This is a genomic window from Microcystis sp. M049S2, assembly GCF_020245625.1.
GTDB classification, from domain to species: Bacteria; Cyanobacteriota; Cyanobacteriia; order Cyanobacteriales; family Microcystaceae; genus Microcystis; species Microcystis ichthyoblabe_A.
Map to the genome: position 1 here is coordinate 15,149 of NZ_JADBUN010000073.1, position 16,574 is coordinate 31,722.

Consider the following 16,574-nt stretch of genomic DNA (forward strand, 5'->3'; position numbering starts at 1 on the left):
TACTTATCAGTTATCAGTTATCAGTGACCACTCCCCATCTGCTGCCCCCTCAATTAAGCGATACTACTGCGCTTTCTCGCTTCCTTATAAGATGTTCCCACATCCTGTAAACCGACTTTAATCATCTGTTGTTCCAAAAGGGCAAAAAAACGCAAGCGATCGCCACCTTTAATCACCGCTAAATTGTGCGCTTCCGCTAAGGCGATCGGATAACCATAACCTTTTAACACCTGGGCCAGTAAAATACTCAAAGAGCGATCGAGTAATGCTCCCTCCTCCACCACCCAAGCAGGAACCTCTACCCTAGCGATTTCCGTCCCCACATGGAGATAACAGAAGTAAATGCGGTGTTCATCCCCATAAAGATCGAGTATCTTCAAAGAACTGCGCCAAAAAGGACTTCTTTGCCCCGGTTCCAATAAATAACCCCAGAGAGAAGCATCCCGGAGAGGATCGACAACGCGACAGGGGGTTTTTTCTGGGTCTAAATCACCGCAATTGATCAAGCAATTGGGAGTATCATGGGGACAAGATTGTAAACGCAGGAAATTTAAGCTTTCCGTGCTACGAGAAGCACTAATATAACCTATAAGCGGGATTTTAGCCGAGCGCAAATCGTCCCAAGACTGAAAAATCGGTGGCAAAATTAAATCTTTTGCTTCCGGGGGGAGACTATCGATAAACCAATAGATCAAAGAACCATCCACAAGGGCTAAATTTGGTTCATAATGGGCCCCGGGGGGTTTTACCCAACGAGTAGCCATTTCTGCTAACATTTGGCTTTCTAATACCGTCCGACGATAACTCATCCACTCATCGACGCGAATACCCCACTGTTTAGAAATGTAGAGGTCTTCTGATTTGTAATAGACTTCGGGAATGCTATCGAGGAGCGGGTGTAAATTTTGACCATAGTGCAACATGATCCTACCGATATTAATTAGATAACAGTAGGCGATTTCGTGGTGAGAAGGGGCAATTTGGGAACCATCCGTGGCAAAAACGCTATGACTTTCGGGAGCGGGAAGGATAGTAACGCGGGTGTCGAGAGGTTCGATCGGTAGCGCGACAGAGAAAATTAGGCGATCGTGCCAGTTATGATAGAGTTCTAGCAGTTTTTCCTGTTGCTGTTGAGCCTGTTCTAAAAGAATTTTAGCCCTTTGCACTCGCTCGCGACTAGCTGTCACCTCCTGTTGAAAATGTTGACTGATCCCCGGCATTTTTGCCGCTAATTTCGCAAGATCGAGCATAACTATCCTTTCCCTGACTTTTTTTGATTTTATCGCAATTTTGTCAATTATTGCCAAATTTATCCTTAGTAATCTCCGCTTACAGCAGTTATCTTAATGGTGAGATAGGAAGTTTTCCTTTTGGGGAGTCGCTCGTCAATACCAAAAAGGAATTCTGCGTATTTAGACAATATTTCTCCTTAAGATCATTATAGTTTTGATAAGAAATAATTTGCTCATGTTGCATTCTACCAACAATAATACCAGGGTGTATTCCTAGTTGTTCGGCAAATTGATTAATAGCTTTTCTATTCAGAGAATTATTGGCGATAAATCTCTGCCAATCTCTGGGAGCAATTAAGAAATTAGCCGCAAAAACATCCGCCTCTTTTTCTTTAATTGTATCTTGAATATCTTGCCCCTCTAAAAATAAAGTTCGTTTCCCATGTAATAAAATATGACCAGCTTCATGAAAAAAAGAAAACCAAAAATGATCATTTGTTTTGTATCGATCGCTCAATTGAATTAAAGCTCTGTGAGAACCTAACCAACGGGTAGCACCGTGTACCCTTGTTTTCGGAAGTTCAGGGACAAAGGCTAAGGCAACCCCCGCTGCCGCACAAAGCTCGATCATTTGCGGTTGAAATACCTCGATAGACTTAATAGTTAACGAACGAATTTGTCGCAAGGCATCTCTGAATTTCAACTCGTTGTAATCAGCACAATTAATTTTCGATGCTTCTATTTCTCCTTGACGTAACCATGCTGTTATTGCCCCTCGATCGCTATCAAATGCCTGAGACTTTCTAAAATCAATCGATAAATTTATCCCCCAAATCTCCTCCCATTGCTCAGGGGAGACAACGGCAAAAAAATTCAAGCTCTCTCGTAATTGCTCTATTTTATCCTCATCAAACTTGAGCCAGCCTAATTCAGTCATCTGGCGATAAGGAATTTGTTTTAACCAGCCTAAATAACCTTTTAATCTTTGATTCTCATTTTTTCTCGCTAAATATTCCCGATAAAGTCTTTCGCGCTCTATCCAGAAACTGGCGGGAGTTCCTAACACTAACTGTATCTGTAAGGCGGTATCGATAGTAATCTCCGCTTTACCTTTTATTATCTCATTGATAGTCTTTTTTGGTCTGCCCATGCGTTGGGCGAGTTCCGATTGAGACATATTTCTTTCTTCTAGGATTTCGGCAAGGGTTTCTCCCGGTGGAGAAATAAAATCCGGTGCATATCTGTTCTCAATAGTATTAGTCATGGGTGTCATCTATGCCAATAATTACGACTGCGGTTACTTTCTTCCAATCAATTCCCCCGTCTGCTTTTTGAGGAATCGGTATATTAGCTGGCTCAAAAATTAGTCTGAGAGGATGAACTAAATCTAGAGATAGTTGTCCAGCACGGTTATGTAACAATTCGTGACAACGTCCCGGCAGCGATCGCATTTCCTCCAAGACAATAACTGCTTTTAAGTCGTCGAGTCTTTGCCTGATTTTCTTAGCCATCTTCTCTCCATACTGTTTTTTCAGTAACCTTTGGCTATTGCATTCGTTCTCAAATTTTTTTTCCTTAAATACAATATCCATTGTAGATGACCCTTGTAATATTGTTAACCTCAAAGGTTAACAATATTTTATGGCAGCACACCTGGGTTGCATCCAGTACAAACGCTCTAAATATATCGTTAAGAGCTAATAGTCTAGACACCAGTTCTGAAAATGAGGTTAGCTAGAGACAGCTTTTCAGACATTGGCCGATTAATCAGGTGATAATTATCGCTAAAATCGCACCATCAAGCCAAAACAACGAAGCTGTAATTTTATCGCCTAATAACGCCCGAATTGAGTGCCGCAGCCGCCCAAGAAAAAGACAATCTCTAACCTCTAAACCGGAGAAAAGCACAATAAGCGACTTGACAACAACAGCAACAATTTGCTATAATGACCTTTTGTCAACGATTTGACCTTCGGTAATAGGAGTTCAGAGTAACCTTAGATACAGCCCTATCATGCCCACCATTCAGCAATTAATACGCGACGAAAGATTCAAAGCGAAAAGAAAAACCAAATCTCCCGCCCTCAAACAATGCCCCCAACGTCGGGGAGTTTGTACAAGAGTATATACCACCACACCGAAAAAACCCAACTCAGCCCTACGGAAAGTGGCTAGGGTACGTTTAACCTCTGGATTTGAGGTGACAGCCTACATCCCGGGCATCGGTCATAACCTGCAAGAACACTCGGTAGTCCTCATTCGGGGCGGTCGGGTCAAAGATCTACCCGGAGTCAGATATCACATCATTCGCGGCACCCTCGATGCCACCGGGGTGAAAAACCGTCAAAAGGCGCGCTCTAAGTACGGAACCAAACGCCCCAAACCCGCCGCTAAATAAACAGGAAATTGATTAACCAAAAAAAATACTCCCACCGAGTCGGTCAAAGTTAACCCAAGAGACTGAAAACTCGCAGGAGAGGGTTTGAGATGGGCTGTAATCATCCGACTGTCAAGCAAAAGTTAAAGTTAACCTAGAAAATTCAGGAATATTCCGATGTCTCGCCGTAAAAACGTCAAAAAACGTCCTATTCCCCCCGATCCCGTTTACAATAGCTGTTTAGTCAGCATGACCATCCGCCGGATCATGCGATCGGGCAAAAAATCCCTAGCCGCTAATATCGTTTACGATGCCCTGAAAACCGTCGGCGAACGTACCGGTCAAGAACCCCTAGAAGTATTTGAAAAAGCCGTTAAAAACGCCACTCCCCTAGTGGAAGTGAAAGCCCGCCGGGTCGGTGGCGCTACCTATCAAGTCCCGATGGAAGTACGCAGCAATCGCGGTAGTACATTGGCGCTACGTTGGTTAGTCCATTATGCCAGAACCAGAGGCGGCAAAACCATGGCTGGTAAACTAGCCAACGAGATCATGGATGCGGCTAACGAAACCGGCGGCACAATCAAAAAACGGGAAGAAACCCACCGGATGGCAGAGGCCAACAAAGCCTTTGCCCACTATCGTTACTAAGAAAGATACTTTAAGGGCGGTGGACTACACCGCTGCCGCCAAAAAACTGTCAAGAAAAGTATAGAATTGTAAATAGTGTAAAAAATCCTAGAACAAAATCCCATCACTGGCAAGCAAAGCAAGGAGGTTGCTGTGGCACGGACTATCCCGCTAGAGAGAGTGCGAAACATCGGAATCGCCGCTCACATAGACGCGGGCAAAACAACGACAACAGAAAGAATCCTGTTCTACACGGGAGTCGCCCATAAACTGGGCGAAGTCCACGACGGAACGGCAATTACCGACTGGATGGAACAGGAACGGGAGCGAGGAATCACCATCACCGCCGCCGCCATCAGTACCAGTTGGCAAGATCATCGCATCAACATCATTGACACCCCCGGCCACGTCGATTTCACCATTGAAGTGGAACGTTCCATGCGGGTACTCGATGGCGTGGTGGCGGTTTTCTGCTCTGTTGGTGGTGTACAACCCCAATCGGAAACCGTCTGGAGACAAGCCGATCGGTACAAAGTACCCCGGATTGCCTTTATCAACAAGATGGACAGAACGGGAGCGAACTTCTTCAAAGTTTACGAACAATTAAGAGATCGCCTTAGAGCTAACGCCGTTCCCATCCAAATGCCGATCGGCGCAGAAAGCGAACTGAGCGGGATCATCGATCTCGTCAAGATGCGCGCCTATATATATAAGGACGATCTGGGCAAAGACATAGAAGAAACCGACATTCCCGAAGACTTATTGAAAAAGGCCGAAGAATTCCGCGTACAGCTGGTGGAGGCTGTAGCGGAAGCCGATGAAGAACTCCTAGAAAAATATCTAGAAGGTGAAGAACTCACCGAAGCCGAAATCAAACGCGGTCTCAGGGAAGGGACAATCGCTGGTACAATTGTTCCCGTCCTCTGCGGCTCGGCTTTCAAAAACAAAGGGGTACAACTGCTCCTCGATGCCGTGGTAGATTACCTACCCTCGCCCTCGGAAGTAGCCGCCGTTAAAGGGATTCTCCCCGATGGCAGCGAGGCAATCCGGGAAGCTAAGGACGATGCTCCCTTCTCTGCTCTCGCCTTCAAAATCATGGCCGATCCCTTCGGTCGTTTAACCTTCCTGCGGGTCTATTCTGGTGTACTAGCCAAAGGCAGCTACGCCTACAATTCCACCAAAGGAACCAAAGAACGGATCGCTCGCCTGATCGTCCTCAAATCCAACGAACGGATCGAAGTGGATGAACTGCGCGCCGGTGATCTAGGGGCGGCGATCGGACTGAAAAACACCATTACCGGGGATACCCTCTGTGATGAGAAAAACCCAGTTATCCTAGAATCCCTCTTTATCCCCGAACCGGTGATCTCTGTGGCGGTGGAACCGAAAACCAAACAGGACATCGAGAAACTCAGCAAAGCTCTGCAAGCTCTCTCCGATGAGGATCCCACCTTCCGGGTCAAAGTTGATCCCGAAACCAATCAAACGGTAATCGCCGGGATGGGAGAACTGCACTTGGAAATCCTCGTCGATCGAATGCTGCGGGAGTACAAAGTCGAAGCAACTGTGGGCGCTCCCCAAGTTGCCTATCGGGAAACCGTCCGCAAACCTGTACGGGCCGAGGGTAAATTTATCCGTCAAAGTGGCGGTAAAGGACAGTACGGCCACGTCGTCATCGAACTCGAACCGGGTGAACCGGGATCTGGCTTTGTCTTCGTCTCCAAAATTGTCGGTGGTGCTATCCCCAAAGAATACATCAACCCGTCAGAACAGGGGATGAAAGAAGCTTGCGAATCGGGGATCGTCGCGGGTTATCCCGTCATCGACCTGAAAGCAACCCTAGTAGATGGTTCTTTCCACGATGTGGACTCCTCCGAGATGGCCTTTAAGATTGCCGGTTCCATGGCGATCAAAGAAGCGGTGATGAAAGCTACCCCCGTTCTCCTAGAACCGATGATGAAGGTCGAGGTGGAAGTACCCGAAGACTTCATCGGTAACGTCATCGGTGATCTTAACTCCCGTCGGGGACAAATCGAAGGTCAAGAAACCGAGGCTGGCATCGCCAAAGTGTCCGCTAAAGTTCCCCTAGCGGAAATGTTTGGTTACGCCACTGATATTCGCTCCAAAACCCAAGGACGGGGCATCTTCACCATGGAATTTAGCCATTACGAAGAAGTCCCCCGCAACGTGGCCGAGGCGATTATCACCAAAAGTAAAGGGAACGGCTAATCAGTGACCGGTGAGCAGTGAGCAGTGGGAATAAACCGATCATTTAAATTTGATCGGTCAACCCTAATAACTGCTAACTTAAAACTGATCTCCGGTGACTGATTAATGTTCACCCACCTGAAGAAGAAAAAAAAACAAAGGAACAGAAAGTAAATGGCACGCGCTAAATTTGAACGGACGAAACCCCACGTTAACATCGGTACGATCGGTCACGTTGACCACGGCAAAACTACCCTCACCGCCGCTATCACTATGACCCTAGCGGCTCTGGGTAATGCCCAAGCTAAAAAATACGATGAAATCGATGCCGCTCCCGAAGAAAAAGCCCGCGGGATCACCATTAACACCGCTCACGTTGAGTACGAAACCGCTGATCGCCACTATGCACACGTGGACTGCCCCGGCCACGCGGACTATGTAAAAAACATGATCACCGGTGCGGCACAGATGGACGGTGGTATTCTCGTGGTCTCGGCCGCCGATGGCCCGATGCCCCAAACCCGGGAACATATCCTGCTGGCTCGTCAGGTGGGGGTTCCTAACCTGGTGGTCTTCCTCAACAAAAAAGATATGGTGGACGATGAGGAGTTACTGGAACTCGTGGAACTGGAAGTGCGCGAACTTCTCAGCAGTTACGACTTTGCTGGCGACGAAATCCCCATTATTGCCGGTTCTGCTAAAGAAGCCCTCAACTACATGACCGAAAACCCCAAGGCCCAAAAAGGTGATAACGAGTGGGTAAATGCGATCTATGAATTGATGGAAGCGGTAGATAGCTATATCCCTACCCCCGAACGGGCGATCGATAAACCCTTCCTGATGGCGGTAGAAGACGTATTCTCGATTACTGGTCGGGGGACGGTGGCTACCGGTCGGATCGAACGCGGTATTGTGAAAGTGGGTGATAACGTGGAATTGGTCGGGATCAGAGATACCCGCGCCACCACCGTCACCGGGATCGAAATGTTCAAGAAAAGTCTTGACCAAGGGATGGCTGGTGACAACGCTGGTATCCTCCTGCGTGGTATCCAAAAAACCGATATCGAGCGCGGCATGGTGATCGCTAAACCGAATACAATCAAACCCCACACCCAGTTTGAAGGTGAGGTGTATGTGTTAACTCAAGCAGAGGGTGGTCGTCACACTCCTTTCTTTAAAAACTATCGTCCTCAGTTTTATGTGCGGACAACCGACGTAACTGGCACTATCCAAGACTACACCGCCGATGATGGCAGCAGCGTAGAAATGGTCATGCCGGGAGACCGGATCAAAATGACCGTGGAACTGATCAACCCGATCGCGATTGAAGAGGGTATGCGCTTCGCTATTCGCGAAGGTGGTCGCACCATCGGTTCTGGCGTTATCTCGAAAATTATCAAGTAGGCTAATCTACTAATTAACGGGGCAGTGAATTTAAAAGCTGCTCCGTTACTGTCTTTATTTTGTACCTTGACAATTGCAATAGGTGAAATTATGGCTACGTTACAACAACAGAAAATTCGCATTCGTTTGAAAGCTTTTGACCGCCGCCTACTCGATACTTCCTGTGAGAAGATTGTCGATACTGCCAATAGAACTAACGCCACGGCGATCGGACCGATTCCCCTACCGACAAAAAGAAAGATTTATTGTGTCCTGCGTTCCCCTCACGTTGATAAGGACTCCCGTGAACATTTTGAAACCCGCACCCATCGCCGCATTATTGATATTTACCAACCCTCTTCTAAGACAATCGATGCTTTGATGAAATTGGATTTACCCGCCGGGGTTGATATTGAAGTTAAATTGTAAAAAATGCCAAAAAGATGTTAGCACTAACATCTTTTTTTCTTAGAAACTCTTTGTGATACCAAATCCCTTTTTAATAGTCTGATTAACTCCCAAGTTAGGGATTTTTTCTCCCCACTCTCCCATAACTTTTAGATAGGATTTAGCATAAAAAGAGGTTATTAAAAGAAGGCCAGTACACTTGTTAAGGGTGCATCGCCAAAATTGAGATGCCCCCGATCGCTAAACCGTTTGTAGGGGAAAACCTAAAGCTTCCCGTTGCTGTAAATACAATTGAGCAACCTGTCGAGCTAAATTGCGAATTCTGCCGATATAACGGGTTCTTTCAGCTACAGCAATCACACCTCTAGCATCGAGTAAATTAAAAGTATGGGAACATTTAAGAACATAATCTAGACTGGGAATCACCAGAGAGCGATCGATTAATTGTTTAGCTTCCTGTTCATATAAACTGAATAAACTAAATAATAACTCAGGGTTAGAAGCCTCAAAATTGTAGGTACATTGTTCGATTTCATTTTGTAGAAAAATGTCACCGTAGAGGATATTTTCATTCCATTGAATTTTATTAATTGCCTCCACATCTTGCAGATACATGGCTAATCTTTCTAAACCGTAGGTAATTTCGATCGCCACGGGACGACAATCGATACCTCCACACTGTTGAAAGTAGGTAAATTGGGTGATTTCCATACCATCTAACCACACTTCCCAACCCACACCCCAAGCGCCGAGGGTGGGAGATTCCCAGTTATCTTCCACGAAGCGAATATCGTGATCTTCCGGGTTAATTCCTAACACCCGCAGGGAGTCTAAATAGATTTCCTGAATATTATCGGGAGAGGGTTTAATTAGGACTTGATATTGATAGTAATGCTGAAAACGATTGGGATTTTCGCCATAACGGCCATCCGTAGGACGACGACAGGGTTCCACATAGGCAACGGCCCAAGGTTCCGGACCAATTGCCCTTAAAAAGGTATGGGGACTCATGGTTCCCGCACCTTTTTCGGTATCATAGGGTTGAGCAACTAAACAACCGCGATCAGACCAAAATTCATTTAATTTAGCGATAACAGCTTGGAAAGTTAGAGACATGGGAAAAAGTAAAAAAGCGGGTTAGGGGTTGGGGAAGTGGGGTGTAGGGTGTGGGGTGTAGGGTGTAGGGTGTAGGGTGTGGGGAGATGGGGGGTTGGGGAGAAAAAAGCTGCCGACTGTCTCCTGTCTCCTGTCTCCTGTCTCCTGACGGTTAAAGTCATTGACTTACTTTTAACTGCAAGCGAAAGTGAACGGGGGTAGAAGATTGGGGGAGAATAACTAATTCATAAAATCCCTCTTCGGGTAATTGACCAGACCATTGCCGATCGCTAGACTTGTCTAAAAGGGTAATATTACCCGTGGGAGAGTAGAAAGATAGTAAAACTTCGCCTTCCGTCTCTAAATTTAAGTCTAACCGATCACTGGAACGCAATTTTATTGCATAGGCTTTTCCTTGTCCCTCGCTGAGAATTGCCTCGATCACTTCCTCTCCCCCCGCGTCTAAACTTTCGATCGCTTGGTAAGATAGGCCAGACTGTAAAGATTGTAACTGATTCCAGGCCAAACCACTCCATAGTTGACCTAGACTCATATCAAAACTTGGTCTTTCTGTCAATTCGGGAAATAGCTGAAAAAAAGCAGTATCAGTAAGTAAATTAAGGACTCTACCGCTTAAACGTAACTGATTTACTTGTTCTCGCCATTTTTCTCGTTGTTGCTCGTTGTAGCTACCTAATGCTTCTCTAGTGCCAGAATCGAGAAGTTCTAAGCGATCGAGTATTTCTGCTGCTAAAATATCTCTTTGTTCCTGTTTCTGTTTTTCCTCTTTGATATCCCCATAGCGGAGGTTAAACAATTCATTGACGAGATTTTTAAAAAACTGACCATCAATTCCCAACTCTAGACGGCGCTTTCTCATCTCGGCTTTCCGTTGCCATGCCGGATCTGTGGCAGAATTAAAATTATTTTCCTCCGTGGCAAAAACGGGTTTAATGGTTTGGGGTTGATTGCTGTGTTTAACCCACTGTTTCCCAATTAACCAGCCTATTGCCGCCGATAATAACATCAAGAGGCAAAAAATAGCGATCCTGCCGGAACAGCCGAGAAAAACGGGCGATTTATTCCGAGAATTGGCGGCCATTGTCTCCTTAGACGATTTGGGGTTTTGATATTTAAAGATGAGATTAACACAAATAATAGGCTAAGACGCATTTTAAGCGCCTATCCTTAGATTAGCTGAATCTCCCCCAATCCCTTTACCATCGCCTCTTGTCTCATCTCAACAAGCAGTTTAAACACAAGGACAGCTTATCTCAATATTAGCCGCCACAATAATATCTCTGCGGGGTCGAGCAGTTAGGTAGCCTAAGATACTGGTTTCAATACAGACGCTTTCGCTCACGGCCATAGGAGAAAATCTATCCAACCTCCATCATACCCTATTTAATTGTCGTCAACCCAACCTTGCATCTTCATCGGCTCGCGTCCTGTAGGACTGCTCCCAAAAAGGCAAAAGCTCCCCAGGACGCACCCTAGAAAATCTCAAAAAAAAATCGACCCGCCTAAGGGCGGGAAAAAGAGAAAAATTGAAAAATAGGGAATGAGGGTAAAAAGGGAAAAAAAGGGAAAAAGGGTTATAGAGTCCTCCCAGCACCGCACACCACCCGAAAACCGTCGTAGTCGTCGCCGTTGCCGCGGCGGGCGAGGTTGTTGCGAATCGCGGAACGGCAGTTATAAGGATTGCTGCCCCAGGAACCGCCCCGCAATGGAGAACGATTATCATTACCATTTTTTATCCAAGCACTGCCATCCCTTGGCGCTCCGATATAGTTATCGTGCCAATTGTCCTCGCACCACTCCCAAACATTGCCACTCATGTCATACAGTCCCCAACCATTGGGCCTTTTCTGGCCCACAGGATGAGTTTTACTCTGAGAATTTGCGCTATACCAAGCGTAATCTCCTAACTGACTAGCATCATCACCAAAATAATAGCGAGTAGTAGTCCCCGCACGACAGGCATATTCCCATTCCGCTTCCGTCGGTAGGCGATAGGTTTTCCCTGTTATTTGACTCAATTTTTGACAAAAGGCTTGAGCATTGTTCCAACTAACCCTTTCTACCGGATTTTGGGGATTGTTTTGAAACTCAGAGGGATTGGTTCCCATTACCGCTTCATATTGTGCCTGAGTCACTGGATATTTGCCAATCGCAAAACTGTTGACTTTAACTTGGTGTGGAGGCTTTTCATAATCACTGTCAGCAGATCCCATGAGAAATTGACCTGCTGGTAAGCTCACCATCTCCAGTGTGACTCCGTTGGATATTTTTTCGGTAAATGGAGTAGGTGAAGCAATTAGGGGTATTGGTGAAACAGGCTTTTTGACTGCTGCCGGTGCTGGTGGAGGTGACGGGGGAGAAGTCCATCCCAGAGGTTGTAAGGCATTTAAAACCTGTTGTGCTGTCCATCTTTGTTTTCTATCTTTTTGCAAACACCCTTCAATAATCTGTTTAAACTCTTTCGGTAAACTGGGGATTTGTAAATCACAATTCATCACCTTCGCCATTAACTGGTTAATATCATTATTAAACTTATAGGGAAGTTGATTAGTCGTCATTTCGATTAACATAATACCTAATGACCACAAATCCCAGGCTGATGAAATATCCCCCCTAAAGGCTTCGGGAGGCATATAAATAATTGTACCGCTATTGTGGACGGTTTGAGTGTGGCTTTTATTATTTAAAGTTCTAATTAAGCCAAAATCTGCTAACTTGTATTGTTGATTAACCTTGAGAATATTACCCGGTTTTAAATCTCGATGGACTTTATTTTGTCGATGAAGATAATTTAAACCCTGGGCGACTTGAGCAGTAATATTTTTAATCTCATCCGCTGACAAACCGCCTTTGGCGATGTGATTTTCTAGGCTACCCTGTGCCAATTCCATCACTAAATAAAGCATCTCCGTATTGAAAAAAGTACATTCCCCCACTGAATAAGCCTTAATTAAATTAGAATGTTCTAACTTTCTGGCATTTTTTAACTCAATTAATTTATCATCGCTACTTTCGGGGATAACTTTAACAGCAACTTCTTTAACCAATGTATTTCTGACCATTTCACTAGCATGAAATACACCCCCAAAACCACCCGCACCGAGAAACTTATTAAGACGATAGGGACCTATTTGTTGCCCTTCCAACATCTTCATCATTTGGTCTAGCATAATAATAACTCCACGATTTAAAATTACCTATAATCATTGCAGCAAATTCGCCCCAATCAAACCGACTCGATCGACTGCTCGATGTCCGATTCTAACGAACCAAATTTGAGCATCGGTCAATCGGGTTAAAAGTTGAGTTGGAAACTGTGAGGATATCTTTTGCTAATTCAAAAGCACCTGTTTTGATATCAATAGCTACAATCTTCCCATGATTGTCCTTCTCAACCTGCTGACGCAGCCGAGACTGATAGATTTCGTGTCCACGTCGGACAAATTTTTCTTTGTTATAGCAAGGGTGTTGTAATGTCATTAGTTAGACCCTGTTGCAACGTTTGTCCCTCTATTTTAATCTAGGCTTTCAGCTTTGCTGTCAGTGGGGAATAATGCTCACCCTATGTGCCTAAAAATATTAAGAGATGTAACTATTTATGCCTAACCTAGAAAGTGATTACTCAACAGGGGTGAGATCAGGATAGTCTAGATCGAGCAGTCCGATAGATGTTTAGTTAAATTCCTACTTCAGATATGTCCGTTTCTAGTCCTCCTCGTTCCCTGCGTATCGGTTCGCGTAAAAGTCAGTTAGCCCTAGTACAAACCTATTGGGTACAGGCAGAATTGAGTAAACACCACCCCCATCGACAGTTTGAGGTGGAGACGATGAGCACCCAAGGCGATAAAATTCTCGATGTGGCCCTGGCGAAAATCGGTGATAAGGGTTTATTTACCAAAGAACTAGAAGTGGGAATGTTGGATAGATCGATCGATCTTGCCGTCCATTCTCTCAAGGATCTGCCCACTAATTTGCCCGAAGGCTTAATCTTGGGTTGCGTCACGGAAAGAGTTAATCCGGCCGATGCTTTGGTGGTAAATAGCCAAAACCAAGACTATCAATTAGACACTTTACCGGAAGGTGCAGTGGTGGGGACTTCTTCCCTGCGGCGATTGGCCCAGTTGCGTTATCATTATCCCCATCTGACTTTTAAAGATGTGCGCGGCAATGTCAACACCCGTCTGGCAAAACTGGACGCGGGAGAATACGACGCGATTATTCTGGCAGTAGCGGGACTAGAAAGGTTAGGATTAGGCGATCGAGTTCATCAGGTTATTCCGGCGGCAATTTCTCTCCATGCGGTGGGACAGGGGGCTTTAGGGATAGAATGCCGCGATGCTGATCCGGAGGTTTTGGAAGTCCTAAAAGTGTTGGAACACGCCCCTAGTCGCGATAGATGCTATGCTGAACGCGCTTTTTTACGCGAGTTGGAGGGGGGTTGTCAAGTTCCCATCGGAGTGAATACGGCGATCGAGGATGGTATCCTAACTTTAACGGGTATGGTGGCTAGTCTCGACGGTAAGCGCCTGATTAAGGACTCGGTTAGCGGTGATCCTAGCCATGGGGAAGTCTTAGGACGAGATTTAGCCCATAAAGTGCGCGACGCTGGTGCTGGAGAGATTTTAGCCGAGATTTTCGCTGAAGTGGGGCGATAATCAGTCATCAGTGATCAGTTATCAGTGGGTAAGTTATCAGTTATCAGTCTTAAACAGCAAAAAGCTCCAGTGCCTCTCCCATGTAGTTTTAACAAGTGATGTGGATAGGCAAGCAGCTGATCAGTATTGCAGCAATTCTCCCAGTATCGAGATTTAATTGACTTCAGTTCGATTGATAGTCTTTTCCGCCGGGATGAGAGAATGGCCTTTCGGAGTCAGGAAATTGTGCAGGATGTGACGATTTTGAATTAAAACTAAAGTTGCGATCGCTAAGAGAAAATAACCAAAACCTTTTTGTAACTGTTTTGCGGACACAAACTGTCCCAGATAGGAACCGATAAGAGTACCGAGAGCAGCCGCAAAAGCAAAGGATAGGGTTAACTGCCAATCGACGCTAATATGACCTAAATAGCCCAGTAATCCGGCTACAGAATTGAGGGAAATAATCAGCAGGGAAGTGGCGATCGCTTGAACCATGGGGATTTTGCCCAATAATACCAGCGCGGGAACGATAGCGAAGCCTCCCCCAACCCCAACTAATCCCGTCAGGACACCCACAGCGATTCCTTCGCTCATTAACCAGAGCCAGCAATATCGGCACAATGGTTGGGGGTAGAGAGTCAGATCTTTTTGCCGATCGCGGGCCTTATAATCAGGATTATCTATCTGTGTTGATCTACTAATCATAAAGGCTGCTGCTATTACCATTAGTGTTGCAAACAGGAGCATCTGGAAGGTGGCAGTCACGAGGGGTAATGTGGCTAATCTTGCTCCCAAAAAAGCCCCTACCATCGTGGCAGAACCGAAGATAAAAGCGGTTTTTAAGTTAATGTTGCCTTTTTTCCAGTGGGGAATCGTGGCGAGTAAACTGACACTACCGATGACTAGAAGCGTCATAGCGATCGCCGATTTGGTCGGTACTCCCATCACATAGACTAGAATCGGTAATGCTAGTACAGAACCTCCTCCTCCCAGCAATCCCAGACTAATCCCCGTACAAACGGCTAATAAATGTCCAATTAACCAAGTCATTTCAGTTATCAGTGATCAGTTATCAGTTATCAGTTTCTGAAGGCAACAGGCCCCAAGTAAAGAATCTGACAATTCTCCTACCTAAAAAGAAGGCTAGAAACTAAGTACATCTTAGGTTTTAGATTCTTCTCTTGTTATCAGTTATCAGGAAATCATATTTTATTATTTACTGGTTACTGATTACTGATTACTGCTTACTGATGGGGTTGATTGTAGGGAAGTTTAGCCAGAAGCATAGCTAAAGCACAGGTATTACTAATCCCCGCAAAAACTAGACCGGAACCGACAAAACCGCTTAAAATCAGGAACCAAGGCGAGATAAAGGCTCCTAATACTGTTCCGAGGACAACTAAGGAACCAGCAACGATCTGCACCTGACGAAATAGGCTAATTGGCGCATTTTGGTCTTTTTCGGTGGCATAACCCGCACTTTTCCAAGTATTTAAGCCGTTTTTAAGCTGGGCAACTTGGCTAAATCCTGCCGCAATCAGTTTTTGTGCCGCTACAGTGGATCTGCTGCCGGAATTACAATAGAGAACTAGGGTTTGATTGGGGTCAAAAGCGATCGAATTAGGGTTAAAACTGGAAAGTGGTACTAATTTCGCCCCTGGAATGCGATCGCTGGCGTACTCCCCCGGTTCTCGCACATCAATTAAGCAAACTTCTCCGCGCTCAATTAAGTTTTTTAAAGTATGGGCATCAAATTCTAGTAATTTTGCTTGATTTGTGGTATGGGTCATCGTTAATCTCCTGAATAGATTTTTAAGCTAAAACAACTCCTAAATTACCGCAGCCTTGGTTAGCGGGAACCGCCTCCATGATCTTTTTGGGATCTGGTAAATTAAGACTGTTCATAAACTCGATAAATTGTCTGCGGTTACGTCCGACAAAACGGGGATTGTATTGTTTTTCTTCGGCAATGGTGGAGACAGTTAAACCGCGATAGTCGTGGCCGGGATAAACTAGGGTACTATCGGGGAGAGTGAAAAGTTTTTGCGTGACCGAATCAAAGAGAGTACCAGCATCGCCGCTTTGGAAGTCGGTACGACCACAACCCCGGATAAATAGGGCATCTCCTGTCAAAATATGACTGTTATTGACTAAATAGGCTAGATGACTATCGGTGTGGCCGGGAGTAGCGATCGCTTTGATGGTGATATTTCCTACTAACAATTCCTCTCCATCCGTCAGATGGCGATCAGCACAGGCTACTTGGGCATTTTCGGGAACTATACCCAGACAGCCTGTGATTTGCCTTAATTTTCCAGTTCCTGTGACGTGATCGGCGTGAATATGGGTTTCTAAACAATATTTTAGCGTTAATCCTAGCTCCCGTAATTGCCGATCATCCCTTTCCACCTGTTCCAGGACTGGATCCACCAATACCGCTTCCTTGCTGACGGGATCGGCAATCAAATAAGTATAAGTGCTGGTTTCGGGATCGAACATCTGACGGAATAGCATGATCTCTGACTCCCTTTGTATAACTTTATAACTATACTACCATATAATTATGAATTTGGAGGAAACCTCTAG

The 16,574-nt window shown here is 45.4% G+C and carries 15 protein-coding genes and 2 pseudogenes; 6 read left to right on the forward strand and 11 right to left on the reverse strand.

Features of this window, described 5'->3' with window-relative positions; genetic code table 11:
• Window positions 1–53: 53 nt before the first annotated feature.
• The 3 genes from IM496_RS06115 to IM496_RS06125 form a co-directional block, all read right to left on the reverse strand.
• The gene (locus tag IM496_RS06115) at window positions 54–1,250 is read right to left on the reverse strand and encodes a DNA double-strand break repair nuclease NurA (protein WP_104398125.1); all 1,197 of its coding nucleotides are present in this window, start codon (window positions 1,248–1,250) and stop codon (window positions 54–56) included.
• A gap of 88 nt (window positions 1,251–1,338) precedes the next feature.
• Complete coding sequence (locus IM496_RS06120; RefSeq protein WP_287661548.1) at window positions 1,339–2,496, reverse strand: HigA family addiction module antitoxin; 1,158 nt, start codon at window positions 2,494–2,496, stop codon at window positions 1,339–1,341.
• Window positions 2,489–2,824 (reverse strand): type II toxin-antitoxin system RelE/ParE family toxin, encoded by a 336-nt coding sequence (locus tag IM496_RS06125; protein ID WP_002800095.1) that lies wholly within the window; start codon window positions 2,822–2,824, stop codon window positions 2,489–2,491. Before IM496_RS06125 ends, IM496_RS06120 begins: the two co-directional genes overlap by 8 nt.
• Window positions 2,825–3,246: 422 nt before the next feature.
• Here IM496_RS06125 and rpsL point away from each other — a divergent pair, with 422 nt between their 5' ends.
• The 5 genes from rpsL (at window position 3,247) to rpsJ (ending at window position 8,256) form a co-directional block, all read left to right on the forward strand.
• Window positions 3,247–3,630, forward strand: a complete 384-nt coding sequence (rpsL, locus tag IM496_RS06130) for a 30S ribosomal protein S12 (protein ID WP_104398123.1) — start codon at window positions 3,247–3,249, stop codon at window positions 3,628–3,630.
• A 156-nt stretch (window positions 3,631–3,786) separates the two neighbouring features.
• On the forward strand, window positions 3,787–4,257 hold the full coding sequence (gene rpsG / locus IM496_RS06135) for a 30S ribosomal protein S7 (RefSeq protein WP_002758831.1): 471 nt from the start codon (window positions 3,787–3,789) through the stop codon (window positions 4,255–4,257).
• A 132-nt stretch (window positions 4,258–4,389) separates the two neighbouring features.
• Window positions 4,390–6,465 (forward strand): elongation factor G, encoded by a 2,076-nt coding sequence (gene fusA / locus IM496_RS06140; RefSeq protein WP_130756795.1) that lies wholly within the window; start codon window positions 4,390–4,392, stop codon window positions 6,463–6,465.
• 153 nt (window positions 6,466–6,618) lie between these two features.
• Window positions 6,619–7,848: an elongation factor Tu gene (gene tuf / locus IM496_RS06145; RefSeq protein WP_194015059.1), complete on the forward strand. Its 1,230-nt coding sequence runs from the start codon at window positions 6,619–6,621 to the stop codon at window positions 7,846–7,848.
• 90 nt (window positions 7,849–7,938) lie between these two features.
• On the forward strand, window positions 7,939–8,256 hold the full coding sequence (gene rpsJ / locus IM496_RS06150) for a 30S ribosomal protein S10 (RefSeq protein ID WP_002800099.1): 318 nt from the start codon (window positions 7,939–7,941) through the stop codon (window positions 8,254–8,256).
• Window positions 8,257–8,475: 219 nt separating this feature from the next.
• Here rpsJ and glyQ read toward each other — a convergent pair whose 3' ends face one another.
• The 5 genes and pseudogenes from glyQ to IM496_RS06175 form a co-directional block, all read right to left on the reverse strand.
• Window positions 8,476–9,351, reverse strand: coding sequence for a glycine--tRNA ligase subunit alpha (gene glyQ / locus IM496_RS06155; protein WP_287661550.1), 876 nt, complete (start codon window positions 9,349–9,351; stop codon window positions 8,476–8,478).
• 157 nt (window positions 9,352–9,508) lie between these two features.
• Entirely contained in the window at window positions 9,509–10,432 is a 924-nt protein-coding gene (locus tag IM496_RS06160) for a serine/threonine protein kinase (RefSeq protein WP_287661552.1), read from the reverse strand.
• A 165-nt stretch (window positions 10,433–10,597) separates the two neighbouring features.
• Window positions 10,598–10,693 (reverse strand): annotated as a pseudogene (locus IM496_RS06165) (type II toxin-antitoxin system VapC family toxin); the annotation flags it as partial.
• A 232-nt stretch (window positions 10,694–10,925) separates the two neighbouring features.
• Entirely contained in the window at window positions 10,926–12,521 is a 1,596-nt protein-coding gene (locus IM496_RS06170) for an SUMF1/EgtB/PvdO family nonheme iron enzyme (RefSeq protein WP_287661553.1), read from the reverse strand.
• Between the two features lie 33 nt (window positions 12,522–12,554).
• A pseudogene (locus tag IM496_RS06175) lies at window positions 12,555–12,831 on the reverse strand (hypothetical protein).
• Between the two features lie 215 nt (window positions 12,832–13,046).
• On the opposite strand from IM496_RS06175, the gene hemC reads away from it, so the two are divergent.
• Window positions 13,047–14,006, forward strand: a complete 960-nt coding sequence (hemC, locus tag IM496_RS06180; protein WP_108937967.1) for a hydroxymethylbilane synthase — start codon at window positions 13,047–13,049, stop codon at window positions 14,004–14,006.
• Window positions 14,007–14,159: 153 nt separating this feature from the next.
• Here the strand turns inward: hemC and IM496_RS06185 are convergent, their stop codons facing one another.
• The 3 genes from IM496_RS06185 to IM496_RS06195 form a co-directional block, all read right to left on the reverse strand.
• Window positions 14,160–15,038 (reverse strand): sulfite exporter TauE/SafE family protein, encoded by an 879-nt coding sequence (locus IM496_RS06185; protein ID WP_194014875.1) that lies wholly within the window; start codon window positions 15,036–15,038, stop codon window positions 14,160–14,162.
• Between the two features lie 194 nt (window positions 15,039–15,232).
• Window positions 15,233–15,778 (reverse strand): rhodanese-like domain-containing protein, encoded by a 546-nt coding sequence (locus IM496_RS06190; protein WP_194014873.1) that lies wholly within the window; start codon window positions 15,776–15,778, stop codon window positions 15,233–15,235.
• A 22-nt stretch (window positions 15,779–15,800) separates the two neighbouring features.
• Entirely contained in the window at window positions 15,801–16,502 is a 702-nt protein-coding gene (locus IM496_RS06195; RefSeq protein ID WP_104397748.1) for an MBL fold metallo-hydrolase, read from the reverse strand.
• Window positions 16,503–16,574 lie beyond the last annotated feature (72 nt).

Bases quoted from the DNA above. Each gene is read 5' to 3' on its own strand.
- IM496_RS06115 (WP_104398125.1), bottom strand. From the start codon at position 1,250: ATGCTCGATCTTGCGAAATTAGCGGCAAAAATGCCGGGGATCAGTCAA.
- IM496_RS06120 (WP_287661548.1), bottom strand. From the start codon at position 2,496: ATGACTAATACTATTGAGAACAGATATGCACCGGATTTTATTTCTCCA.
- IM496_RS06125 (WP_002800095.1), bottom strand. From the start codon at position 2,824: ATGGATATTGTATTTAAGGAAAAAAAATTTGAGAACGAATGCAATAGC.
- rpsL (WP_104398123.1), top strand. From the start codon at position 3,247: ATGCCCACCATTCAGCAATTAATACGCGACGAAAGATTCAAAGCGAAA.
- rpsG (WP_002758831.1), top strand. From the start codon at position 3,787: ATGTCTCGCCGTAAAAACGTCAAAAAACGTCCTATTCCCCCCGATCCC.
- tuf (WP_194015059.1), top strand. From the start codon at position 6,619: ATGGCACGCGCTAAATTTGAACGGACGAAACCCCACGTTAACATCGGT.
- rpsJ (WP_002800099.1), top strand. From the start codon at position 7,939: ATGGCTACGTTACAACAACAGAAAATTCGCATTCGTTTGAAAGCTTTT.
- glyQ (WP_287661550.1), bottom strand. From the start codon at position 9,351: ATGTCTCTAACTTTCCAAGCTGTTATCGCTAAATTAAATGAATTTTGG.
- IM496_RS06160 (WP_287661552.1), bottom strand. From the start codon at position 10,432: ATGGCCGCCAATTCTCGGAATAAATCGCCCGTTTTTCTCGGCTGTTCC.
- IM496_RS06170 (WP_287661553.1), bottom strand. From the start codon at position 12,521: ATGCTAGACCAAATGATGAAGATGTTGGAAGGGCAACAAATAGGTCCC.
- hemC (WP_108937967.1), top strand. From the start codon at position 13,047: ATGTCCGTTTCTAGTCCTCCTCGTTCCCTGCGTATCGGTTCGCGTAAA.
- IM496_RS06185 (WP_194014875.1), bottom strand. From the start codon at position 15,038: ATGACTTGGTTAATTGGACATTTATTAGCCGTTTGTACGGGGATTAGT.
- IM496_RS06190 (WP_194014873.1), bottom strand. From the start codon at position 15,778: ATGACCCATACCACAAATCAAGCAAAATTACTAGAATTTGATGCCCAT.
- IM496_RS06195 (WP_104397748.1), bottom strand. From the start codon at position 16,502: ATGCTATTCCGTCAGATGTTCGATCCCGAAACCAGCACTTATACTTAT.